This is a genomic window from Aquipuribacter sp. SD81, assembly GCF_037153975.1.
Classification (GTDB): domain Bacteria; phylum Actinomycetota; class Actinomycetes; order Actinomycetales; family JBBAYJ01; genus Aquipuribacter.
This window is the reverse complement of sequence record NZ_JBBAYJ010000001.1, coordinates 250,757-273,632: the sequence shown is the minus strand read 5'-3', so window position 1 is coordinate 273,632 and position 22,876 is coordinate 250,757. Positions and strand designations below refer to the sequence as shown.

The window sequence follows — 22,876 nt, the reverse complement described above, 5'->3', positions numbered from 1 at the left end:
CGCCGCGCGGCCCCGGGCGCCGCGGTCCCGCCCCCCGCGGCCGCGGTCCGCGCCCGCCGCGACGGCGCCGGCGCGGACGCGGCGTCCTCGTCGTCGTCCTGCTGCTGGTCGCGCTGCTCGTCGCCTACCCGGTCTCGCTCGGTCTCGTCGCGTGGCAGAACGTGCGCACCGTCGGTGAGGTGGGCACGGCCGCGGGCACGCCGGGCACCACGTGGCTGCTCGTCGGCAGCGACTCGCGGCTGGAGACCGAGGACGCGGACGGCACCACCGTCACCGACACCACGGGCAGCCGCACCGACACCATCCTGCTGCTGCACACCCCGCGCGGCGGCGGTCCCACCGTGCTGCTGAGCCTGCCCCGCGACTCCTACGTCGAGATCCCCGGCCGCGGCATGAACAAGCTCAACGCCTCCTACGCGTTCGGCGGCCCCGAGCTGCTCACGGAGACGGTCGAGGCCGCGACCGGGATCGGGGTCGACGGCTACGTCGAGACCGGCTTCGGCGGCTTCGCGAGCGTCGTCGACGCCCTGGGCGGGGTCACGGTGACCCTGCCGGAGCCGATCGAGGACTCCTTCGCCGACATCGACCTGCCGGCGGGCGAGCAGACCCTGCAGGGCCAGGACGCGCTCGGCCTCGTCAGGACCCGCAAGACCGACGCGCGCGGCGACCTCGCCCGCGTCGAGCGGCAGCGGCAGGTGCTCGCGGCCATCGTCGACGAGACCGCCTCGCCGGGGCTGCTGCTGGACCCGCCGCGCGCGTACGCGACGGCCAGGGCCGGCGGCCAGGCGCTCGCCGTCGACGACGGCACCGGCCCCGTCGACCTCACCCGGTTCCTGCTCGCGATGCGCTCCGCGGCCGGCGGCGACGGCGTCCAGCTGACGGTGCCGGTGTCGAACCCGTCCCTGTCGACCGACGTGGGCTCCGCCGTGGAGTGGGACGCCGAGCGCTCCGAGGAGCTGTTCGCCGCCCTGCGCGACAGCGACACCCGCGAGGTCGAGCGGCTCGTCGGGCAGTGGACGGAGGAGGCCGGCGGCTGAGGCCCTAGGCCTCGGTCGCGCCGCGGGCGAGGCGGTCCCGGAGCGCGGCGCCCTTGCGGACGGCGGTCTCTCGCAGGCCCGCGGCGTGCTCCTCGAGCCGGCGGCGGAGGTCCGCCGCGTGCTCGCCCTCGCCCGCGGCGAGGATGCGCGCGGCCAGCAGCCCGGCGTTCCGGGCGGCGCCGACGCCGACCGTCGCGACCGGCACCCCCGCCGGCATCTGCACGATCGACAGCAGCGAGTCCAGCCCGTCGAGGTGGCGCAGCGGCACCGGGACCCCCACCACGGGCAGCGGCGTGACGGAGGCGAGCATGCCCGGCAGGTGCGCGGCGCCGCCGGCGCCCGCGACCACGACCCGCAGGCCGCGCCCGGCCGCCTCCGCGCCCCACGCGACCATGTCGTGCGGCATGCGGTGGGCCGACACGACGTCGACCTCGTGCGGCACGTCGAGCTCGGTGAGCGCCTGCGACGCCGCCTCCATCACCGACCAGTCGGAGTCCGAGCCCATGACGACCCCGACGAGCGGGGGCCCGACCGGTCCCGGCCCGCTCACTCGGTCACCGTCCCCGTGATGTAGTCCGCCGCGTGCCGCGCGCGCTCGCGCAGCGCCTCCAGCCCGTCCGGGTCGTCCCCCGTCACCGTGACGTGCCCGATCTTGCGTCCGGGCCGCACCTCCTTGCCGTACAGGTGGACCTTGACCCCCGGGTCGCGCGCCATGACGTGCAGGTAGGAGCGGTACAGGTCGGGGTGCTCGCCACCGAGGACGTTCGCCATGACGGTCCAGCGGGCCCGCGTGCGCACGTCGCCCAGCGGGAGGTCGAGCACGGCGCGCAGGTGCTGCTCGAACTGGCTCGTCACGCTGCCGTCGATGGTCCAGTGCCCGCTGTTGTGGGGGCGCATCGCGAGCTCGTTGACGAGGAAGCGCGGCCCGCCCGGTCCCGGCACCTCGAAGCCCTCGACCGCGAGCACCCCGGTGACGCCGAGCGCGCCGGCGACCGCGAGCGCCGCCGAGGCCGCCTCGCCCGCGAGGTCGTCGTCCAGGCCGGGCGCGGGCGCGAGGACCTCCCGGCAGACGCCGTCGACCTGCACGGTCTCCACCACCGGCCACAGCGCCGCCTGCCCGGAGGGGCTGCGGGCGAGCAGGACCGCGAGCTCGCGCGAGAACGCGACGAGCTCCTCCGCGAGCAGCGGGGCGCCCGCGGCGCGCGAGAACCAGTCACCGGCCTGCTCCCACGCCGCCTCGTCCTCGGCGCGCACGACGAGCACGCCCTTGCCGTCGTAGCCGCCGCGGGGGGTCTTGAGCACCGCCGCACCGCCGTGGTCGGCGGCGAAGGCCCGCAGGTCGGCGACGTCGCCGACCTCGGCCCACGCCGGCACGGGGACACCGAGACCGGCCAGCGCCCGGCGCATGACGAGCTTGTCCTGCGCGTGCAGGAGCGCGTCCGGCCCGGGGTGGACGGGGACGCCGTCGGCCTGCAGCGCCGCCAGGACGTCCGGGGGCACGTGCTCGTGGTCGAAGGTGACGACGGCCGCGCCCCGGGCGGTACCGCGCACGGCCGCCGCGTCGTCGGCGCGGCCGAGCTCGTGCCCGGCCACCAGCGCCGCGCTGTCGTCGGGGCGCTCGGCGAGCACGCGCAGGTGCACCCCGAGCGCGACCGCCGGCGGCACCATCATGCGGGCGAGCTGACCGCCGCCGACGACGGCGACGGTCGGGAAGCCCGACGCGTCGGTCACCGGGTCGGTGCGGGGCTCGTACGTCCGGGTGGTGTCGGGGCTCGCCACGGCCCGAGCCTACGCAGCCGACCGCGTACCGTTGAGCGGTGCTCGCACCGCTGCAGCGTCTGTACGCCGTCGTCCACGGCGCGCTCCACCTCGTCGTGCGGGAGGGCATGAAGTTCGGCGTCGTCGGCGCGGTCGCCTACGTCGTCGACTTCGGCGTGTTCAACCTGCTCCTGCACGCGGGACCCGACCCCGTCCTCGACGGGCGCCCGCTGACGGCCAAGGTCGTGTCGGTGTGCCTCGCGACCCTCACCGCGTGGGTCGGCAACCGCTACTGGACGTTCCGGCGCCGGCGACGCTCGGCCGTGCGCCGCGAGCTCGTGCTCTTCGCCGTCGTCAACGTGGGAGGCCTGCTGCTCGCGCTCGTGCCGCTCGCGGTGAGCCGCTACGTGCTCGGCCTCACCTCGGCGGTGGCCGACAACATCGCCGCGAACGTCGTCGGCCTCGCGCTCGGCACGCTGTTCCGCTTCCTCATGTACCGCACGGTCGTGTTCAACGAGCTGCGCGACGGTGAGCCGGGGGCGCCGGGCGGTCCGACGGGCGGGGCGGCGGCCGGCACCGTCACCGAGGGCGCCGCGGTGGTGGAGCCCGGCGTGGCCCCTCAGCCCGCGTCCTCCCACGCCGGGTCGCGCTTCTCGACGAACGCCGCGATGCCCTCGACCCGGTCCGCCCCGCCCACGACCTGACGCCACGCGGCGTCCTCCACCTCGAGCGCCTCGGGCAGCGGCCGGTGCGCGCCGTCGCGCATGGCCTGCTTGGCGAGCCGGACCGCCCGCGGCGATCGGCTCGCCAGCAGGCGGGCGAGGTCGAGCGCCTCCTCGACCACCCGGCCGCGCTCGGCGAGGCGGTCCAGCAGCCCGAGCCGGTAGGCCTCCTCGCCGTCGCAGCGTCGGGCGGTGAGGACGAGGTCGGCGGCGCGCCCCCAGCCCAGACGGCGCACGGCCAGCTGCGTGCCGCCACCGCCCGGCAGCAGCCCGACACCGACCTCGGGCAGGCCGATGACGGTGCCCGCGTCCCCGACGAGCAGGTCGCACGACAGCGCGAGCTCGCAGCCCCCGCCGAGGGCGTAGCCGCGGACCGCGGCGACCACCGGCACGGGCAGGGCGAGCACCCCGCCGTACGCGGCGCGGTTGGTGTCGCGGGCGGCGAGCAGGTCCGCCGTGCTCGCGCGCGCCCGCTCCTTGAGGTCCGCGCCCACGCAGAACGCGTCCTCGCGGCTGGACCGCAGCACGACCGCCCGCAGCGCGGGCCGGGCCGCGAGGTCGCGGGCCGCCTCGGCCACCTGGCGGGCCATCTCCACGGAGATGGCGTTGCGCGCGGCCTCGCGCTGCAGCACCAGAGACACCACGTGCCCCTGCTCGTCCTCCTCGACCAGCCGGACCCACTGCTCCTGCGTCACGTCCTCGTCCTCCTGCTGCTCGTCCTGCTGCTCGTCCTGCTGCTCGTCCTGCTGCTCGTCCTGCTGCTCGTCCTGCTGCGGTCCTGGCGCCCGGGCGGCCCCGGTGCGGGCCTGGTACCGACCCTCAGCCGTGCTCGCCCGGGGCGTACCCGCGGCCCTGATCGCGTCGTGACGGGGGCTCCACCGAGACCAGCGGCACCCTGCCGACCCCGCGCACCTGCCGCTCGCCCAGCGGGCGCAGGCGCAGTCCCTGCGTGCCCGTCAGGCCGGCCGCGGTGGTGGAGTCGGTGAGGACCTCGCCGGCCCCGGCGAGGCGGCACACGCGTGAGGCGAGGTTGACGGTGCTGCCGAAGACGTCCCCGAGGCGGGCGACGACGGGGCCGTGGGCGAAGCCCACCCGCACCCCGGGCACGTGCGGCTCGTCGTCGAAGGCCTGCGCGAGGCCCAGCGAGGTCCGTGCGGCGTCGGCCACCCCGCGCGTGGTGAACATGACCTCGTCTCCGACGGTCTTGATGACGCGGCCGCCGTTGTCGGCGATGACGTCGCCCGCGACGTCGCCGAAGCGGCGGACCAGGCCGGCGAGCTCCGGCTCGTCGAGGCTCTGCACGACCTGCGTCCAGCCGACGACGTCGGCGAAGCCGACCGCACGCTCGAACGCCTCGCCGGCGGGCACGACGACCCGGTCGACCGCGTCCTCGAGCATGCGGTGCCACACGATGGCGAGCAGTGCCTCCAGCCGAGGCCCGAGCTGCTCCAGCAGCGCCGCCGTCGCCCGGGGGTCGCCGTCGACGCGCTCCGCGACGGACTCCACCTGCCACGTGGCGAGCCGGTCCAGCGAGCGCCCGACCGCCCGGCTGAGGTTGAGGACGGTCTGCTCGTCGAGCGTGCCGTCGCGGACCATGCCGGCCGCGAGCTCCAGCGCCCGCAGCTCGGTGGCGCCGAGGGCCGGCTCGTCGGTGACGTCGGCGTAGCCGAGCGCGCGGAACAGCTTGCGGGCGCTCAGCTGCGACACCCCGACCTCGCGCGCGGCCTCGCGCAACGTGTACGTGCGCGCGGGCCCGGTCACCGGACGTGCTCCACGTCGCCCGCGGACAGCCCGACGACCCGCCCGTCGTCCCCCCGCACCAGGAGCCGGCCCGCCGTGTCGACGTCGACAGCCGTGCCGCGCACCGCACCCCCCGGGGTCGTGACGCGCACCTCGCGGCCCAGCGTGGTGCACGCCTGACGGTAGGCCTCGCGCAGCCGCGCGTCGGGGCCGGCGACGTCGGCGGCGGCATCGGCATCGGCATCGGCGTGGGCGTCGGCGTCGGCGTCCCAGGCGGACAGCCGTGCCCCCACGCCGTCGAGCAGGGCGGCCAGCGCGGCGTCGAAGCCGGGGTCGCGCCCGGTGAGCAGCCGGACGGACGTCGCCGTCGGGACGGGCAGGTCGTCGGCGCCGAGGCCGACGTTGAGCCCGACGCCCGCGACCGCGCACGCGGTGCCGTCGGGGGTCACGGCGACCTCCACGAGCACGCCGGCGAGCTTGCGCAGGCCCGCCGTGGCCCCGGTCGCGGCGTCCCCGGGGACGACGCCCGCAGGCTGCGCGGCGACGTCCACCACCACGTCGTTCGGCCACTTGAGCCGGGCGGTGACGCCGAGGGCGGCGACCGCATCGACGACGCCGAGGCCGACCACGACGGGCAGCCACGGCCAGTCCGCCCGGGGCCGACGCGGCGCCCACAGCCACGACACCGCGACCGAGGCGCCGGCGGGGCTCGACCAGGCCCGGTCCAGCCGCCCGCGTCCGGCGTCCTGGCGACGGGCGGCGAGCACGCGCGGTCCGGTCTCGCCCCCGCGGGCGGCGTCGGCGAGGTCGGCGTTCGTGGAGCCGGTGGCCGTCACCACCTGCACCGGCCACCGCACCGCGGCACCGTACCGCCCGGGCCCCGGCCCGCCCGGTGGGCAGCGGCCCGGGACCGGCCCGTCCCGCCGGGGCTAGAGTCCGTCCTCGTGCAGCGCAGCGACACCGAGGACGCCCAGCCGGACATCCACACGACCGCCGGGAAGCTCGCGGACCTCAGGCAGCGCATCGACGAGGCCGTGCACGCCGGCTCCGCGCGCGCCGTGGAGAAGCAGCACGCGAAGGGCAAGAAGACCGCCCGCGAGCGCATCGAGGCGCTCCTGGACCCGGGCAGCTTCGTCGAGCTCGACGAGCTCGCGCGGCACCGCTCGACGAACTTCGGGATGGACGCCAACCGGCCCTACGGCGACGGCGTCGTCACCGGCTTCGGCACCGTCGACGGGCGCAACGTCTGCGTCTTCTCGCAGGACTTCACGGTGTTCGGGGGCAGCCTCGGCGAGGTCTTCGGCGAGAAGATCGTCAAGGTCATGGACCTGGCGGCGCGCATGGGCTGCCCGGTCGTCGGCATCAACGACTCCGGCGGCGCGCGCATCCAGGAGGGCGTCGTCGCGCTCGCGCTCTACGCGGAGATCTTCCGCCGCAACGTGCACTCCTCCGGCGTCGTGCCGCAGGTCAGCCTCATCATGGGCCCGTGCGCGGGCGGGGCCGTGTACTCCCCCGCCATCACCGACTTCACGGTCATGGTCGACCAGACCTCGCACATGTTCATCACCGGTCCCGACGTCATCCGGACGGTCACGGGCGAGGTCGTCACCATGGAGGACCTCGGGGGCGCGCGCAGCCACAACAGCCGCTCCGGCAACGCGCACTACATGGCCAGCGACGAGGACGACGCCATCGAGTACGTCCGCGACCTGCTGTCGTTCCTGCCGAGCAACAACCTCGAGCCGGCGCCCGTCAGCGAGCCGGCCGACGACCCCGCGTCGCTGCAGCCGCGCGAGGGCGACGCGGCGCTCGACACGCTCGTGCCGGACTCCGCGAACCAGCCCTACGACATGCACGCCGTCATCGAGGCGGTCGTCGACGACGGCCACTTCCTCGAGACGCAGCCGCTGTTCGCCCCGAACATCCTCTGCGGGTTCGCGCGGGTCGACGGGCACCCCGTCGGCATCGTGGCGAACCAGCCCATGCAGCTGGCCGGCACTCTCGACATCGACGCGAGCGAGAAGGCCGCGCGGTTCGTGCGCACGTGCGACGCCTTCAACGTGCCCGTGCTCACCTTCGTCGACGTGCCCGGCTTCCTGCCCGGCACCGACCAGGAGTGGAACGGCATCATCCGCCGCGGCGCGAAGCTGCTGTACGCCTACGCCGAGGCCACGGTGCCGATGGTCACCGTCATCACGCGCAAGGCGTACGGCGGTGCCTACTGCGTGATGGGCTCCAAGCACCTCGGCGCCGACCTCAACCTCGCGTGGCCCACCGCCCAGATCGCCGTCATGGGGGCGCAGGGCGCGGCCAACATCCTCTACCGCGGCGCGCTCGCCGCCGCCGGCGAGCAGGGCGAGGACGTCGAGGCCCTGCGCCAGCAGAAGATCACCGAGTACGAGGACACGTTCGCCAACCCGTACGTGGCGGCGGAGCGCGGCTACGTCGACGCCGTCATCGAGCCGAGCGAGACCCGCGTGGAGATCGTCAAGGCGATGCGGCTGCTGCGCACCAAGCGCGAGACGCTGCCCCCGAAGAAGCACGGCAACATCCCGCTCTGACCCCGCGCCCCGCCCCCACACCCGCCCCGGTCGTGGGACGCCGCGGCGGCCTCACGGCCTCCCGAGGGTGCGCGGGGTCCCACAACCGGAGGGCCCGCCCCGGTCGTGGGACGTCGCGGCGGCCCTCCGGCCTCCGGGGGGTGCGCGGGGTCCCACGACGCGGGGACGGTAGGGCTCGCGGGAACTGCGGCTGCCCCTACCGACGTCCTGAGGGTGTGCTGGCAGGATCGGAGCCGTGACGACGTCGCTCGCCGGTGTGCCCGCCGAACCGCCGTCCGCGCTGCGGGGCCAGGTGACCGACAGCGCCGGGGTGCTCGACACGGGGGCGGCGCAGGACGCCGTCGACCAGCTGTCGGACGCGACGGGCGTCGACCTGTACGTCGTCTTCGTCGACACCTTCGACGGGCTCGAGCCCGAGGAGTGGGTCCTGCAGACCGGCAGCGAGAGCGGCCTCGGCGCCGAGGACGCCATGCTCGCGGTCGCGGTCGACGCGCGGCAGTACCAGTTCGAGCCTCCTGCCGAGCTGAGCACCGCCGAGGTTGCCGACGTGCGCGCCGCGGTGGAGCCCGCACTGGCGGCGGACGACTGGGACGGCGCCGTCACCGCCGCGGCCACGACCCTCGAGGAGGTTGTCGTCGCCGAGGGCGGGGTGGGCGGCACCGTCGAGCAGCCGGCCCCCGAGGAGCCCGCCGGCGCCGGCGCCGGCGACGGCTTCGGCTTCGGGGCGCTCGGGCTCTTCCTCGTGATCGGCGCGGTCGGGGTCGGGATCGTCGTCATGAGCCTCGTCGCCGGGCGGCGCAAGCCGCGGCTGCCGGCGCACGAGGTCGCGCAGCGGCGCGGCGACACGGGCTGGACCACGGTGCCCACCCCGGAGCTCGAGCAGCGGGCCGGCTCCGCCCTGCTCGCGGCCGACGAGGCGCTGCGCGAGTCCGAGCAGGAGCTCATGTTCGCCCGCGCGCAGTTCGGCGACGAGGCGACCCACGACTTCGAGGCGGCCGTGGCCGGCGCCCGGGCCTCGCTGACGCAGGCGTTCCAGGCGCGCCGGCACCTCGACGAGCAGCAGACGCGCGGGGACGTGCCCGAGCAGGAACGTCGCCGGCTGCTCGTGGAGGTCCTCGAGCGGACCCGTGCCTCCGACGAGACGCTGCAGTCGCAGTCGGAGGCCATGTCGCGGCTGCGGGACTACGAGCGGTCCCTGCCGACCCTGCTCCCCCGCCTGCAGTCCCTGAGCGACGGGGTCGCCGAGCAGGTCGACCGGGCCGCCGCGACCCTCGAGCGGCTGCGGCGGACGTACTCGGCGGCGGCCGTGGAGCCCGTGCAGGACAACGTCGAGCTCGCTCGCGAGCTCGTCGACTTCTCCCGCGAGCGGCTCGCGTCGGCCCAGCAGCACGTGACGGGCGGCACGGCCGGTGAGGGTGCCGTCGCGGCGCACGAGGCGGAGGCGTCGCTCGCCCGCGCCGCCGAGCAGGCCGCGGCCGTGGAGGACCTCGACGGCCACCTGCGCGACGCCGTCGTCCAGCTCCCCGGCGCGACCGCCGACCTGCGGGCCGACCTCGCGCAGGCCGAGGCGGTCCTCGCCCAGGGCAGCCGCTCCGACCTGTCGGACCTCGCCGGGGCGGCCGGCCGCGCCCGCGCCGCGGTCGCGGAGGCCGAGCAGCAGCTCGTGGCCGCGGGCGCCGTGGGCGCTCTGGGGCAGGGCCCGTCCGGTGCGGGGGCGGCCGGGTCGGCTCAGGGACCCGGCACCGCCGTCGCGGCCCGGGGCGGTGACCCCCTCGGGGTCCTGCGCCGCGTCGAGGCGGCGGACGACGGGCTCGAGCGCGCGCTCGAGGCGACCTCGAGCGCCGGTCGGGAGCGGGCGCGGGCCGAGGCCGCGCTCGAGCACGCCCTCGTCGCGGCCCGCGCCGACGTCGAGGAGGTCGAGCGCTTCATCGCGACCCGCCGGGGGGCGGTCGGCGGCGGTCCCCGCACCCGCGCGTCGCACGCCCGCCACCTGCTCGACACCGCCTACCGGCAGGCGGGCGAGGACCCGGTCGCGGCGCTGCAGGACGCGCGCGCCGCCGAGGCCGAGGCCGACCTCGCGCTCGCCGAGGCGCGACGAGAGGTCGACCGCTTCCGCGACCCCGACGACGACTGGTCCGGCCCCTGGGGCGGCCACCGTCGGCAGCGCGGCATCGACCCCGGCACGATCGCCATGGGTGTCCTGCTCGGCAGCATCCTCGGCGGCGGCGGCGGCGGCGGTGGCGGCGGGGGCGGCGGCGGCTTCGGTGGCGGCGGCTTCGGCGGCGGCTTCGGCGGCGGCTTCGGTGGCGGCTTCGGTGGGGGCGGCGGCTTCGGCGGCGACTTCTGACGGGACCGGGCGCCGGTCAGGCCCCGGGAGCCCGACGGCACGGCAGGCGCGACCGGCACGAGACCAGCACACGAGACCAGCACACGAGACCAGCACACGAGACCAGCACACGACGAGACAGGAGCACCGATGTCCCAGCAGTCCATCTTCGGCCGCATCTCGCAGCTCGCGCGGGCCAACATCCACGCGATCATCGACGGGGCCGAGGACCCGGAGAAGATGCTCGACCAGATGATCCGCGACTACTCCGCGAACATCACCGAGGCCGAGCAGGCGGTGGCCCAGACGATCGGCAACCTCCGGCTCATGGAGGCGGACCGGGACGAGGACGCCACGGCCGCGCGGGACTGGGGCAGCAAGGCGCTCGCCGCCAGCGGCCGGGCCGACCAGCTGCGCTCGTCCGGCAACGCGGGCGAGGCGGACCGCCTCGACAACCTCGCCAAGGTGGCCCTCGAGCGGCAGATCAAGGCCGAGCAGGACGCCACCGCCCTCGACGCGCAGATCGCCGGGCAGCAGGAGGTCGTCACCAAGCTGCGCACGGGCCTGGACGGCATGAAGAACAAGCTGCAGGACCTCAAGCAGCGCCGCGACCAGCTCGTGTCGCGGCAGAAGGTCGCCCAGGCGCAGAACCAGATGCACGACGCCATCAAGAGCATCGACCTCGCGGACCCGACGAGCGAGCTCAGCCGCTTCGAGGAGAAGATCCGGCGCGAGGAGGCGCGGGCGCTGGGCTCCGCGGAGCTCGCCGCCTCCAGCCTCGACCGGCAGTTCGCCGAGCTCGAGGACGCGGGCACGGCCATCGAGGTCGAGTCCCGCCTCGCGGCGCTCAAGTCCTCGCAGAGCCCGCAGCAGTGAGCGGGCAGCCCGTCGGCGAGGAGCCCGGCGACGGCTCCGTCGCCGACGGGCGCGCCGCCGGCGGTGACGCGCAGGACGCTCCTGTCATGCGCGTCCTCGCCGGGCGGCCGACGCCTGCGGAGCTCGCCGCCCTCGTCGCGGTCCTCACCGCCCGTGCCGCCGCGGCCGCGCCCGGCCGGGCCCCGAGGGCCCGGCCGAGCCGGTGGGGCCACCCGACGACGCTGGTCCGGCAGGGCGCCGCCGTCCCGGGCTGGCGGGCGCTGCCCGGCTCCTGAGGGCGGCGGGACGGCGTGCGCGACGCGGGCCGTCTGCGGCGGGGCGGTGGCCGCCGGGTCAGGTGTTCTGCGCCTCCCAGACGAGGGACACCGCCGTCGTCTTGCCCTGTGCCGTGTTGTCGTCCTTGAGGCGGTAGCGCACGCGGTAGGTGGTCTGGGCGTCGCCGGTGGTCGTCCAGCCCGTGAGGCCGTTCGCGTAGCCCGTGTGCGTGGCGCTGAAGGTCGCGAGGGTCAGCGCCGGGTCGTAGGACGGCGCCGCGGGGCCGTACAGGGCCGAGGAGGGGGTGAAGCCCGTGCACGAGGCGTCGCCGCCGGTGCCGCGGTCGACCGTCAGCTCCAGGTACGGCGAGAGGTCCGTGGCCCCGGCGGCCTGCGCGTACAGCCTCACGTCGGCCGGGACACCGGTGTAGGTGACCGTGATGCAGCGCTGGCCGGTGCTGCCGGGCACGAGCCCGACCTCGTTGAACAGCGCCGTCGACGGGCTGCTCGTCGTCAGCTGCACCGACCCCGCGCTCCACGCGTTGTTCTCGTTGCGCGTGGTGGCCGTGAAGGCGGCGTAGGACGACTGCCACACGAGGGCGCCGCTCAGCACGATGCCGACGACGAGCGCGACCGCGAGACGCGTCGGGGTGACGGCCCGCTCGCGGGTGGAGGCGCGTCGGGGGCGCACGGCGGGCACGGGTGCAGCGGCGGCGGACGTCGTGGCGCTCGGCGCCGGGGGTGCGGGTGGGGCCAGGGGGGTCATGGGGGCTCCGGGGTCTCGGGAGCAGGGTCGGGGGTCGATGGGTGGCTCGGCAGGTCCGGTGCCACGCCTGAGGGCCGCGGCGGCTGCTCCCCCGAACGGAGCCGGGTCAGCAGGCTGCGACCGCGACGGACTGCACGGCGGAGCGCCACGTGCCGGCCGTGCTGCGGACGGAGAACACCGCGGAGGAGGCGGCGGGCAGGTCCTCGACCAGCAGCGACGTCGTCAGACGACCTGAGACCGTCGTGGTCGCGGACGACCCCGTCCGCGTCACCTCGTAGCCGGCTGCGTAGCCGTCCGGGGTCGGGGACCACGAGAGCGTGACGGCGGGCGCCACGACCGCCGATCGGAGCAGGACCGATAAGCCGCTCGCGTCCGCGCTCGCGGTGAGGGTGACCGACGACGTGCCCGTCGCCGAGAGCGTGCTGTGCTCGCGGTCGGAGACGACCAGCTGCGAGTACTGCGGCCCGGGCACGGTGAGTGCCGCCCTGACCGTGCCCGTGGGGGTCGAGACCGCACCGGTGTGGTCGTCGACGAGGAAGCCCGTCACCCACCGGGTGCGCGCGGTGGCCGGCTGCACCGACGGCGCGGTGACCGTGGCGGCGCGGACCGTCTGCACGTCTGTCGCCTCCCACGGCGTCGTCGGGCTCGCCCCCGTGTACGCGAGGACCGTCGCCGCCGTCGTGTCGGACGGGTCGAGGCCGGAGAACGCGTACGTCGCGGGCTCGGAGGCCGTCGCGACCCGACCGGCGAGCAGCGACTCGCCGGAGCCGGTGGGGTTGCGGTGCAGCACCGTCCACCCGGCCGGGGGCTGGGGCGGGCTGGTCGAGTCGTGGTGCTGGACGAAGGCGAGCAGGACGTCGCCCGCGGCCGTGCCGCTGGGCCGGGGCACGGACAGGGTGGACACCTGCCCGCCGACCGTCGAGGCCGAACGGAAGGTCGGCGACGGGGACAGGCACGGCCGGGAGGCGGTGAGCGCGGCAGGGGCGTCGAGCAGGTCGCTGGCGAGGCTGGCCGCGGGTGGCCGGGTCGTGGCGGTGAAGGCGGCCCCCGCGCTCGAGGACACGGTGAGCAGGCTGAGTGCGGCGACCGCGGCGAGCCAGAGCACCACCGACCGGCCGCCGGCGCGGCGCAGCCGCGCGCGCACCGTCGGCTCGAGGGGTCGACGACGTCCACGCCGGTGCCGGACGTCCTCGGCCATGCTCCTCCGCTCCTCGTCGCCTCCCCCGCCACAGGGATCGACCGACGGTCCCCCCGGTTGAGGCCGTGCCCCCGTACGGGCGTAAGGCACGCCCCGTCCCACCGCGAGGGTCAGGAGCGGGGCCCCTTGGGCCGATCGGTACGGGCGGGGTCCGGTTCGTCGGGGAGAGGTGGTCCAGGAGGTGGTGTGCGGGTGCGTGGACACCTGGGCGTCCGCCTGCGCCCGCGGCACCTGACCCGCGCCGTCCTCGCCGGGCCTGCCGCCCTCGTCCTCGTGGCGGGGCTCGTCGCCATCGCGTCGCAGGACCTGGCACCTGGTCCCCGGCCGCTCGCCACCGTGCCGCTCGCGTCGTCGACGGGCGGGCCGGCCCTGTTCCCCGGCGCCACGCTCGTCCCGGGACGTCGCGAGAGCGCGTGCCTGGTCGTGACCACGCCGCCCGGCGGCGACCACGGCGAGGTGGTCGTGCAGGCGGTCGACGTCGACGGGGCGCTGGCCGAGCACCTCCGGCTCGAGATCGGGGTGGGGGCCCCCGGGAGCTCCTGCGCGGACCCGCCGGCGGCGGTGGTGGCCGCCGACACGCTCAGCGGCCTCGCGACCACGACGACCTCCGCCGCGGCGGGCGGGGTGGGCACCGGCTGGGTGCCCCGGACGGGGGGCGACGCGCGCGCCTTCACCGTGAGGGCCGAGGTCGCCGACGTGCAGGAGGCCGCCGGCACCTCCGCGAGCGCGACCCTCGCGTGGTCCGTGACCGCCGTGCCCGGACCGTCGCCCCGGCCCACCCCCGGACCGACGGGTACCTCGCCCACGTCGAGCGGCCCGTCGAGCGCCCCTGCCCCCACCGCCGCCCTCGTCCCGGGGATCGACCCCCGCTCGGCCGGCGACGGCGCCGGAGCGGACGGCCCTCTCGACGGGCCCGCTGACCGGCAAGTTCCCGGGTCGGACGCCACGACGGGGACGGTCGGCACCGACGAGGTCACCGGCAGTGCGCCGACCGGCGACGACGCCGTCGGCGTGGGTCCGCCCGGCGGGGAGCCGACCGGCGGCGACGCCGTCGACGACGGTCCGGGCGACGTCACGTCCGACACCGACGCCCTGTCCGACGGGGACGGCGCTCCCCCGGACGCCGCGGTCGCCGGCGCCGACCCCCCCGGCGCGCCCGGTCCGCTGTCGTGGCTGTCGTCCGGTCTCGCCGCGACCGGCGACGCCCTCACCGCCGTGTGGCACGGGCTCGTCTCCGCCGGGGCGTGGCTCGCCGCACCGGCGCTCCGCGGGTGGCAGGCGGTGGTCGTCCCAACGGGCCTGCCCGACGCGGTCCTGACGCTGGCCGCACCGCTCGTGGCCCACCCGCAGCTGCCCCTCGGGATGGTCGCGCTCATGGTGCTCTTCCTGCTCGTGCAGGACCAGGTCGACCGTCGCGACCCCAAGCTCGCCCTCGCTCCGCTCCACCCGGAGACCGACCTGCCCTTCGACCCCGACCTCGACCTCGCCCTGGACGACACCGGGGCCCCCGCGACTGGAGCCGCGCCATGAGCGCCCCCTCGAACGCCGCACTGCTGCCGCTGTCCCAGCGCCTGCGCTGGAGCGCGGGCGTCCGCCTCGCGCTCGCCCTCGTGCCTCCGCTGCTGTGGTGGCTCGTGCCCCCGCTGCGCAGCGGGCACGTCGGCGAGCTGGCCGTGCCCGCCCTCGTCCTGGGGGCGCTGGGCCTGTGCACGGTCCCGCTCCTCCGGCTCGGGCGCGCCGTCGCGCTCGCCGGGCTCGCTCTCGGCCTGCTGCTGGACGGCGCCTACCTCGGCTGGGCCTTCCTGCTCCTCGGCGACCTCGAGGGTCCCGTCGGCTACGTCGTGCTCGTCCACGGCGTGGCGGTGACCCTGCTGCTGTCGTTCCGGACGGGACTCAAGCTGGTCCTGTGGCACTCGATGGTCCTCGTCCTCGCCGTCCAGGCCGCCGCCTCCGGGCTCGTCGTGGGCACGGGCACCCCGCCCGGCCCGTTCCCGCTCGGGGACGTCACGCTCCTGCTCGCCCTGCTGTGGGCGGGTGTCCTCGGCACGTCGACGTTCGCGGCCGTCAACGAGCGCGAGCTGCGACGGCGCCGTCACGACGTCGAGGTGCTGCTCCGCCTCGCCCGCCGGCTGGAGTCGCTCGTCGACGTCGTCGAGATCGCGACCCTTCTCACGCGCGTCACCCACGACGAGCTTCTCGCCGAGCGCACCCTGGTGGTGGCGTACCCGAACCTGCGGCAGCGCGGGCAGGGCGCGACCGTGGTGCCCCGCGCCGGGACCGCGGTGCGCCGGGTCGGTGCGGCCGAGGTGGAGACGCTGCTGGTGCCCGAGGCCTTCCCCGACCGCTCGGTGGCCCAGGACGCCGTCGTCCGCGGCGCACCGAGGCTCGTGCCCTCGCTGGACGCGCGGACCGACGGGTGGCTGGCCGAGGTGCTGCCGGACGCCGAGAACGTCCTCCTCGTGCCGTTCCACCTCGAGCACCAGGTGAGCGGCGCGCTGCTCATGGCCATGGGGGGCCGCCGCGGGTGGTTGGCGCGCCTGGCCGGTCGCGCGGTACGGATCGAGCGCCGTCGTGTCGCCACCGCCCGGCAGGCGACCGCGCACGCCGCCCAGGCGCTCGGCCGAGCGGCGCTGTTCGGACGGCTGCGGGAGGCCGCCGACACCGACGGCCTCACCGGCCTCGCGAACCGGCGCACCTTCGACCGCGCGCTGCAGCAGCAGGTCTCCTCGACCCTGCAGCAGCCGTTCTCGCTGCTGCTCGTCGACCTCGACCACTTCAAGCGGCTCAACGACACCCACGGGCACCAGGCCGGCGACGACGCGCTCCGGGTGGCCGCGGGACTGCTGCAGCTCGCCTGCCGGGACGGCGACCTCGCCGCGCGCTACGGCGGTGAGGAGTTCGCCGTCATCCTGCCCGGCGTCTGCTCCGACGACGCGCTGCCCGTGGCCGAGCGCATCCGCGCGGAGGTCGAGACCGCGGACGGCCCGGTCCCCGTCACGGCGAGCATCGGGGTCGCGTGCTGGCCGAAGGACGCCGAGGACCCGCAGGAGCTGCTGGCCGTCGCGGACGCGGCGCTGTACCGGGCCAAGAAGGACGGCCGCAACCGGGTCGTGAGCGCCTCGGGCTCGCTGCGCCCGCGGGTGCCCGGCCCGTGAGGGGCCGCCACGCCGCACCGGCGCCGCGAGGCGTGTCCGCTCGGGCCGTCGCGGTGGCCGCGGCGACCTGGTCGTCCGCGCTCGCCGCGGGGGCGCTCACCACCGTCGCGGGCCTCGTCGTGTGGTCACTGCTGCCGCTGCTGCTGGGCTGGGAGGCCTCGGTGGTGATGAGCGGCTCGATGCGTCCCGGCATCCGCGAGGGTGACGTCGTCCTCGTCCAGCCGGTCGACCCTGCGGTGCTCGTCCCTGGCCACGTCGTCCTGTTCGAGGACCGCGCGGTGCCGGGCCGGCAGGTGCTCCACCGGGTGGTCGACGTGGCGGCCGACGGGTCCCTCACCACCCGGGGGGACGCGAACCCGTCGCCCGACGCGGCGGGCGTCGCCCCGGCAGCGGTCTCCGGCATGGCCCGGCTGCGGGTGCCGTGGGTCGGCAGCCTCGTGCTCTGGGCGCGGACGCACCGTGTCGGGCACGTGGCGCTCGCCCTCGCCGCGCTGCTCGCGGCCGCGGTGCTCGCCACGGCGCCCGCCCCGGCGCACGAGCCGCCCCGCCGTGTCGTCGGCAGCGCGGGCCCCTCGCGGGCAGCGGCTACCGTGCCCGGGTGAGCGACACCTCCCCCGAGCCGGCCGTCCCCGCCGGCGACCCCGGCGGCCGGGTCATCGAGCCCCTCGTCACCGCCCAGACCGGCATCGCGCCGACCGTCCCGCTGGGTGCGCGCGAGCGGACGCCCGTCGACGAGCTCGCCGAGCGCTACCTCGACGAGTACGCGGCCCTCGACCCCGAGCAGGCCACGCAGATGGGCGTGGCCGGGCACGACACGCGCCTCACCGACCACTCGGTGGTCGGCATCGACGCGCGCGCCGCCCTGCGGCGCCGCGTGCTGCGCGAGGCGGCCGACCTGCAGCCGGCGGACGACGTGGACGTCGTCACCCTCGACGTGCTCACCGAGCGCCTCACCCGCGAGGTCGCGCTCGCCGAGTCCGGCGAGCGCGCGCGGGCGCTGGACGTGCTCGGCTCGCCGGTGCAGAGCATCCGCGAGTCCTTCGACCTGCTGGCGACCGACGGCGCGGACGACTGGGCCGTCGTCGCGCAGCGGCTGCGCGCGGTGCCGGACGCCGTCGCGTCGTACGAGCAGGCCCTGCAGCACTCCGCGGACGCCGGCCGCGTCGCCGCGCGCCGGCAGGTGCTCGCCTGCGCCGCGCAGTGCGACGACAACACCGGCGCCGACGGGTTCTTCGCCCGGCTCGCGGCGGCCTCGGAGCGCACCGACGGCGTGCCCGCCACCCTCGTGCAGGAGGTCCGTGCCGCCGCCGAGGGGGCGGCCGAGGCCTATGCGGGGCTCGCGACGTACCTGCGGGAGGACCTGCTGGGGCGTGCCCCGGAGGCCGACGCCGTCGGTGAGGAGCGCTACGCGCCCCGGCTCGCGTACTTCCTCGGCGAGGAGGTCGACCTGCAGGAGACCTACGAGTGGGGCGTCGCGGAGGTCGAGCGCCTGCGCGCCGAGGGCACCGAGCTGGCCCGGGCGCTGGGCGCCGACGGCATCGAGGCGGCCGCAGCGGCGCTCGAGCGCGACGAGCGGCGGCTGGTGCACGGGGCGGAGGCCTTCCGCGACTGGATGCAGCAGGTCTCCGACGAGGCCGTGGACGCGCTCGCGGGCACCCACTTCGACGTGCCGGAGGAGGTGCGGCGCCTCGAGTGCCGCATCGCGCCCTCGCACACCGGTGTCGTCTACTACACCGCCCCGAGCGAGGACCTCGTGCGCCCGGGCGCCATGTGGTGGTCGGTGCCGAAGGGCATGACGTCGTTCTCCACGTGGCAGCAGCGCACGACCGTCTACCACGAGGGCGTCCCGGGCCACCACCTGCAGATCGGCCAGACGGTCGTGCGCGCGGGCGTGCTCAACCGATACCGGCGCTCGGGGGCGTGGGTGTCCGGGCACGGGGAGGGCTGGGCCCTGTACGCCGAGCGGCTCATGGCCGAGCTCGGCTTCCTCGACGACCCGGGCGACCGGCTCGGTCTCGTCGCCTCGCAGCTGCTGCGGTCGGTCCGCGTCGTCCTCGACATCGGCGTGCACTGCGGCTTCGAGGCCCCGGCGTCGGCCGGCGGCGGCGCCTGGACGTACGAGAAGGCCTGGTCCTACCTGTCCGGCAACGTGCCCGAGCCCGAGGCGGTGCTGCGCTTCGAGCTCGACCGCTACCTCGGTCACCCGGGCCAGGCGCCGTCGTACAAGGTGGGCGAGCGGGTGTGGCTGGGGCTGCGCGAGGACGCCGCGGCACGAGCCGGCGGCGACTTCGACCTCGCCGCGTGGCACCGCCGTGCGCTCGACGTCGGCTCCGTGGGCCTCGGCACGCTGCGCCGGGCTCTGGCGCCCACGTCGTCGTGAGCGGCCCGCCCCGCCTCGTCCTCGCCTCCCGCTCGCCCGCCCGCCTCGCGACCCTCCGCTCGGCGGGCGTGGAGCCGGAGGTCCGGGTGAGCGAGGTCGACGAGGACGCGGTCGTCGCCCGCTACGGCGTGAGCGACCCGGCCGAGGTCGCGCTGCTGCTGGCGCGGGCCAAGGCGGAGGACGTCGCGACCGCGTTGGGCGCCGAGGGCGTCGAGGACGCGCTCGTCGTGGGCTGCGACTCCGTGCTCGACCTCGCGGGCGTCGCCTACGGCAAGCCGGGCACCGCCGACGTCGCCCGTGAGCGGTGGCGGGCGATGCGTGGGCGCGCGGGGGTATTGCGCACCGGGCACTGGCTCGTCGACCTGCGTCCCGTCGGTGACGGCGGCTCGGGCGCCTCGGTCGGCGACCTCGCGAGCACGACGGTCCGCTTCGGCGACCTGTCCGACGACGAGGTCGACGCCTACGTCGCGACGGGCGAGCCGCTGCAGGTGGCGGGGGCGTTCACCGTCGACGGCCTAGGCGGCGCGTTCGTCGACGGCGTCGACGGCGACCCGCACGCCGTCGTGGGCATCGGCCTGCCGACGCTGCGCGCCCTCACGGCCCAGGTCGGGGTGCCGTGGCACACGCTGTGGGCGCCGCGACCCGCCCCCTGACCTGTCCCGGTCGCACGACGGCGGGGCGGGGTCCCACGGACCCCGCCCCGCCGCGTGCACCGCTCAGCGGCCGCGTGTCAGCGGCCGCAGGTCAGCGCCTCGTGCTCGACCTCCCGCTCGACCTCGACGGCCTCGCCGTCACGCGTGCCCTCGACCACGACGGTCGACGAGCCCGCCGGCAGGTCCGCCACCCGGGTGGTGAAGGGGTGGAAGACGGACTTGCCGGGCCGGACGTTGCGGAACGTCTTGGACCCGAACTCCGTCGTGACGGTGGCGTCGACCGGGTCGGCCTCGTCGTTGGTCAGCCGCACGACGAGCACCGCCTTCTTCCCGGCGATGCAACGGACCTCCGCGGTGAGGCCCACGTCGAGCACCGAGAGCACCTCGAGGGTGGCGGTGTCGCTGGAGGCCTCGAGGTAGTCGACCCCGAGGTACTCCGCCGTGACCTCCTGCTCGCCGGCCGCGAGGTCGGCGGGCAGCTCGACGGTGGCCTCGCCACCCTCGAGGTAGGCCGTCTCCGAGAAGTCGCCGACGCTCACACGTACCTGGCCACCGGTCTCGAAGCCGTCCGCCGCCGTGACCGTGACGGTCGCGGTGGTGGTCTCGCCCTCGTCGACTGTGCCGGCCACGGACAGCGTGGTGGCGGTGGCCACGTCCGGGTTCTCGATGCCGCGGATCGCGTTCCACTCCCGCAGCGTGATGGGCAGGACGGTCCCGTGACGCGGCCGCGGGACGCCCGCGTTCGTCATGGTGATCGTCCTGGCGTCCCAGGTCTCCGCCTCGATGTCCTCGCTGCAGGCCGCCTGGTAGCCACCGCCGTTCGTGTAGCGGTCACCCCACAGGTAGAACTGCCCGGGGCACGCGGTGTCGCCGGGGTTCGCCTCGAAGATGATCGGGCCCTCGTACCCCTGGTTCGGGTCCCACGTCGTGCGCCCGAGCGCCGGGGCGAGCAGCTCCCAGTTCTCGAGGTCGGGGTCGAGGAAGTCCGTGTGCTTCTCCGAGAACAGGTCGGAGCCGGCGTTGCCGGCCTCGTTCTTCGTCACGCGGTAGTACTCGTCGCCCACCTTGATGGCGGTCGTGTCGATGCGCGACAGCGGGGCCGGGTCCTGCCAGACCTGCGGCTCGGAGAAGGTCTGGAAGTCGCGCGTGACGTTGTACCACATCTGCGCGTTTCCCTGACCGGTGCGGTTGACCGGGTCGTCCCACAGCGACTGCGCCCAGAAGACGGCGTAGGCACCGATCTCCTCGACCCACAGCGACTCCGGCGCGAACGCGTTGCCCGCGTCGTCCGGCGCCACCTTGACGTGGCGCTGGGGCGTCCAGCTCACGAGGTCGTTGGACTCGAAGACCTCGATGTACTGGGTGTCGTTGATGCGGTACCCGCCCTGGTCGTACCAGTTGAGGTCGGTAGCGATCATGTAGAAGGTGTCGCCGTCGGGCGAGCGCACGATGTGCGGGTCGCGCAGGCCCTGGTCGCCCTGCTGCGAGATGAGCGAGGGGCGCCCACCGGTGAGGCCGGTCCAGTCAAGGGCGGTGTTGCCGTTGGACGTCGCGAACATGATCTGCTCGCCGTCGGCGATGTTCTCGCCCTTGAAGTAGCCGAGGAAGTAGCGCTCCTTCTCCTCCTCGCGCGGCAGCGAGCGGATGGTGACGTCGAAGGACTTCGTCTCCACGGCGTCGCCGCGGCGGATGCTCGCCGTCAGCGTCGCCTCGACGTCGGGGCGGCCGAAGGCGGGCCGGGTGACCACGCCGGTCGGGCTCACCAGGTCGCTCGTGGACGTCCACGTGATCGTCGAACCGAAGTCGCCCTCGGCCGGCAGCTCGATGTTGCCGCGGACGTCGTCGGTCGCGTAGAGGTCGAGGTCGTAGGTGTCGCGCGCGACGGCCTGCGCGTCGTCGAACTCCGCCTTGACGACGACCTCGATCTCCCGCGTCACGACCTCGTCGACGCCCTTGCGCAGCGTGGCGGTGAGGGTGGCCGTGGCGTCGGGCTCACCGACCGCGGGCCGGGTGATGCGTCCGGTGACCGGCACCTTCGGGGCGCTGGCCGGCGGGGTGTACACCTCGACGACCGAGGGGTCGGAGCTCGTCCACGTGATCGCGGAGCCGGCGACCGGGCCGAGCTCGGGCAGCTCGATGTCCTCGACGATCGCCGAGGTGAGTCCGAGGTCGATCGCAGCTGCGTCGGCGCGCACCCCCGTCATGACGGTCTCGGACGCCCGGGCGACCGCCTCGTCGGCGGACAGCGCCCGGTCGTAGACCCGGAAGTCGGCGATCGTGCCGCGGAAGGAGTAGTCGCCCGGGTTCTGCGAGCGGGCCAGGTAGTTGCAGTCGGTCCCGGCCGCGGTCACCGACGGCGGGGTCGTGAGGTCCGTCGCCTGGGCGTACTGCACGCCGTCGACGTAGACGGTGCCCGTCCACGTGGTGCCGCCGGCGTTGAGGGCCTGCGTGTACGTGACGTGCTTCCAGGCGCCCTCGAGCAGGCGGCCGCCGTTCTGCATGAGGCTGCGGTTGCCGACGACGACGCGGAAGCGGGAGCCGGGGCGCGGGGCGGTGTTGGACGCCCAGATCGAGCCCTGCGAGCCCGTCGCGTCGTCGCACGAGCCGGCCTTGCTGCCGATGCTGAACATCTGGTGGTTGCCGACGTTGGCCGGGTCGACCCAGACCTCGTAGTCGATGCTCACCTCGTCCATGCCGGCCGTCAGGTCGTCCGGCAGGTCGACGTACCCGCCGCTGAGGGCGGACTCGTAGCTGTCGGGGTTGAAGCGGACGCCGTCACCGGTCAGCTCGGCCTTGTCGGGGTTGACGAGCGTGGCGTCCGGGGCGTCGCCCGGGCCGGAGTTCTCCAGGGTGGTGCCGGAGGTCTCGTCGAGGAGGAACTGGTGGACGAGCCCGTCGCGCACGTCGTCGGCGGGCTCGACGGTCGAGCCCGCCGCCGGGACGGACGCGGCGGTGAGGGCGCCCACGCCGAGCGCGAGGGCGGTGGCGCTGCCGAGGAGCCGGGCTGAGCCCGGTCCCCGTGTGCCGGGAGGTCGTGTCATGGGATCGCATACCCCTTCGTGGTGGTCCCTGAGCAGGCCGACGGACGAGGTGACGACACCGTCACCCCTCTGGCCCCGGGACCACCGGCATGCGCCGCGGCTCGTCGGCTGTGACGAGGCCGTGGGGCGATCCCGAGGTCACCTACTGTTCTCGCTCACACGACGCGCTGTCAACATTCGACGGGCGCCCCGCGCAATTGTCGATGACGCCTCCGGCCGAGGACCACCCTGTCGCTTCGACCGTGTTATCGGTAACGTGGCGCGTGGTGCCGGATGTCCCCGAGCACCACGACGTCCGACAGCGAAGGAGCTGGCGTGGCCCTTGTCCTCACACCCCGCGCACCCCGGGGGATGCGACCCCGTCCACGGCACGACGGTCGGCGGCGACGTGGCCCTCTCGTCGCCGGGC

19 protein-coding genes are annotated in these 22,876 nt (G+C 75.8%); 11 read left to right on the top strand and 8 right to left on the bottom strand.

The features are described 5' to 3' along the window. Positions 1–1,037: LCP family protein (locus WAA21_RS01245; protein WP_336920904.1), on the top strand; the 1,037-nt coding region annotated here is incomplete at its 5' end. A gap of 4 nt (positions 1,038–1,041) precedes the next feature. Here WAA21_RS01245 and purE read toward each other — a convergent pair. Both purE and WAA21_RS01235 read right to left on the bottom strand, forming a co-directional pair. Continuing rightward, positions 1,042–1,542 (bottom strand): 5-(carboxyamino)imidazole ribonucleotide mutase, encoded by a 501-nt coding sequence (gene purE / locus WAA21_RS01240; protein ID WP_336920917.1) that lies wholly within the window; start codon positions 1,540–1,542, stop codon positions 1,042–1,044. Positions 1,543–1,583: 41 nt separating this feature from the next. After that, complete coding sequence (locus tag WAA21_RS01235) at positions 1,584–2,816, bottom strand: 5-(carboxyamino)imidazole ribonucleotide synthase (RefSeq protein ID WP_442893203.1); 1,233 nt, start codon at positions 2,814–2,816, stop codon at positions 1,584–1,586. Between the two features lie 38 nt (positions 2,817–2,854). Here WAA21_RS01235 and WAA21_RS01230 point away from each other — a divergent pair, with 38 nt between their 5' ends. Further along, complete coding sequence (locus WAA21_RS01230) at positions 2,855–3,499, top strand: GtrA family protein (RefSeq protein WP_336920903.1); 645 nt, start codon at positions 2,855–2,857, stop codon at positions 3,497–3,499. Here the strand turns inward: WAA21_RS01230 and WAA21_RS01225 are convergent. The 3 genes from WAA21_RS01225 to WAA21_RS01215 all read right to left on the bottom strand — a co-directional run bounded on the left by WAA21_RS01225 (position 3,415) and on the right by WAA21_RS01215 (position 6,114). Further along, positions 3,415–4,212 (bottom strand): enoyl-CoA hydratase/isomerase family protein, encoded by a 798-nt coding sequence (locus tag WAA21_RS01225; RefSeq protein WP_336920902.1) that lies wholly within the window; start codon positions 4,210–4,212, stop codon positions 3,415–3,417. The genes WAA21_RS01230 and WAA21_RS01225 overlap by 85 nt on opposite strands. Positions 4,213–4,336: 124 nt before the next feature. After that, on the bottom strand, positions 4,337–5,278 hold the full coding sequence (locus tag WAA21_RS01220; protein ID WP_336920901.1) for an adenylate/guanylate cyclase domain-containing protein: 942 nt from the start codon (positions 5,276–5,278) through the stop codon (positions 4,337–4,339). Continuing rightward, on the bottom strand, positions 5,275–6,114 hold the full coding sequence (locus WAA21_RS01215; RefSeq protein WP_336920900.1) for a biotin--[acetyl-CoA-carboxylase] ligase: 840 nt from the start codon (positions 6,112–6,114) through the stop codon (positions 5,275–5,277). Before WAA21_RS01215 ends, WAA21_RS01220 begins: the two co-directional genes overlap by 4 nt. A gap of 87 nt (positions 6,115–6,201) precedes the next feature. Between WAA21_RS01215 and WAA21_RS01210 the strand changes: the two genes are divergently transcribed. From WAA21_RS01210 to WAA21_RS01195, 4 genes are all read left to right on the top strand, one after another. Next, complete coding sequence (locus tag WAA21_RS01210) at positions 6,202–7,818, top strand: acyl-CoA carboxylase subunit beta (RefSeq protein WP_336920899.1); 1,617 nt, start codon at positions 6,202–6,204, stop codon at positions 7,816–7,818. Positions 7,819–8,053: 235 nt separating this feature from the next. Continuing rightward, positions 8,054–10,165: a TPM domain-containing protein gene (locus tag WAA21_RS01205; RefSeq protein ID WP_336920898.1), complete on the top strand. Its 2,112-nt coding sequence runs from the start codon at positions 8,054–8,056 to the stop codon at positions 10,163–10,165. A 129-nt stretch (positions 10,166–10,294) separates the two neighbouring features. Then, positions 10,295–11,020 (top strand): PspA/IM30 family protein, encoded by a 726-nt coding sequence (locus WAA21_RS01200; RefSeq protein ID WP_336920897.1) that lies wholly within the window; start codon positions 10,295–10,297, stop codon positions 11,018–11,020. Next, positions 11,017–11,295, top strand: a complete 279-nt coding sequence (locus tag WAA21_RS01195) for an acyl-CoA carboxylase subunit epsilon (RefSeq protein ID WP_336920896.1) — start codon at positions 11,017–11,019, stop codon at positions 11,293–11,295. The genes WAA21_RS01200 and WAA21_RS01195 overlap by 4 nt, the downstream gene beginning before the upstream one ends. A gap of 58 nt (positions 11,296–11,353) precedes the next feature. On the opposite strand, the gene WAA21_RS01190 is transcribed toward WAA21_RS01195, so the two are convergent. Then, the gene (locus WAA21_RS01190) at positions 11,354–11,974 is read right to left on the bottom strand and encodes a hypothetical protein (protein ID WP_336920895.1); all 621 of its coding nucleotides are present in this window, start codon (positions 11,972–11,974) and stop codon (positions 11,354–11,356) included. 172 nt (positions 11,975–12,146) lie between these two features. Then, positions 12,147–13,238, bottom strand: a complete 1,092-nt coding sequence (locus WAA21_RS01185; protein WP_336920894.1) for a hypothetical protein — start codon at positions 13,236–13,238, stop codon at positions 12,147–12,149. Positions 13,239–13,430: 192 nt separating this feature from the next. Here WAA21_RS01185 and WAA21_RS01180 point away from each other — a divergent pair, with 192 nt between their 5' ends. From WAA21_RS01180 to WAA21_RS01160, 5 genes are read left to right on the top strand one after another with little or no spacing between them, the layout of a single operon-like run. Continuing rightward, a complete protein-coding gene (locus WAA21_RS01180; protein ID WP_336920893.1) occupies positions 13,431–14,768 on the top strand; it encodes a hypothetical protein in 1,338 nt (445 codons plus the stop codon). Further along, entirely contained in the window at positions 14,765–16,393 is a 1,629-nt protein-coding gene (locus tag WAA21_RS01175; RefSeq protein ID WP_336920892.1) for a GGDEF domain-containing protein, read from the top strand. Before WAA21_RS01180 ends, WAA21_RS01175 begins: the two co-directional genes overlap by 4 nt. Before the next feature lie 32 nt (positions 16,394–16,425). Then, the gene (locus tag WAA21_RS01170) at positions 16,426–16,995 is read left to right on the top strand and encodes a signal peptidase I (protein ID WP_336920891.1); all 570 of its coding nucleotides are present in this window, start codon (positions 16,426–16,428) and stop codon (positions 16,993–16,995) included. Then, positions 16,992–18,773 carry a DUF885 domain-containing protein gene (locus WAA21_RS01165; protein WP_336920890.1) on the top strand — a complete coding sequence of 594 codons (1,782 nt, stop codon included), beginning with the start codon at positions 16,992–16,994 and terminating at the stop codon, positions 18,771–18,773. The genes WAA21_RS01170 and WAA21_RS01165 overlap by 4 nt, the downstream gene beginning before the upstream one ends. Next, positions 18,770–19,426: a Maf family protein gene (locus WAA21_RS01160; protein ID WP_336920889.1), complete on the top strand. Its 657-nt coding sequence runs from the start codon at positions 18,770–18,772 to the stop codon at positions 19,424–19,426. Before WAA21_RS01165 ends, WAA21_RS01160 begins: the two co-directional genes overlap by 4 nt. A gap of 77 nt (positions 19,427–19,503) precedes the next feature. On the opposite strand, the gene WAA21_RS01155 is transcribed toward WAA21_RS01160, so the two are convergent. After that, positions 19,504–22,467: an immunoglobulin-like domain-containing protein gene (locus WAA21_RS01155; RefSeq protein ID WP_336920888.1), complete on the bottom strand. Its 2,964-nt coding sequence runs from the start codon at positions 22,465–22,467 to the stop codon at positions 19,504–19,506. Between the last annotated feature and the right edge of the window lie 409 nt (positions 22,468–22,876).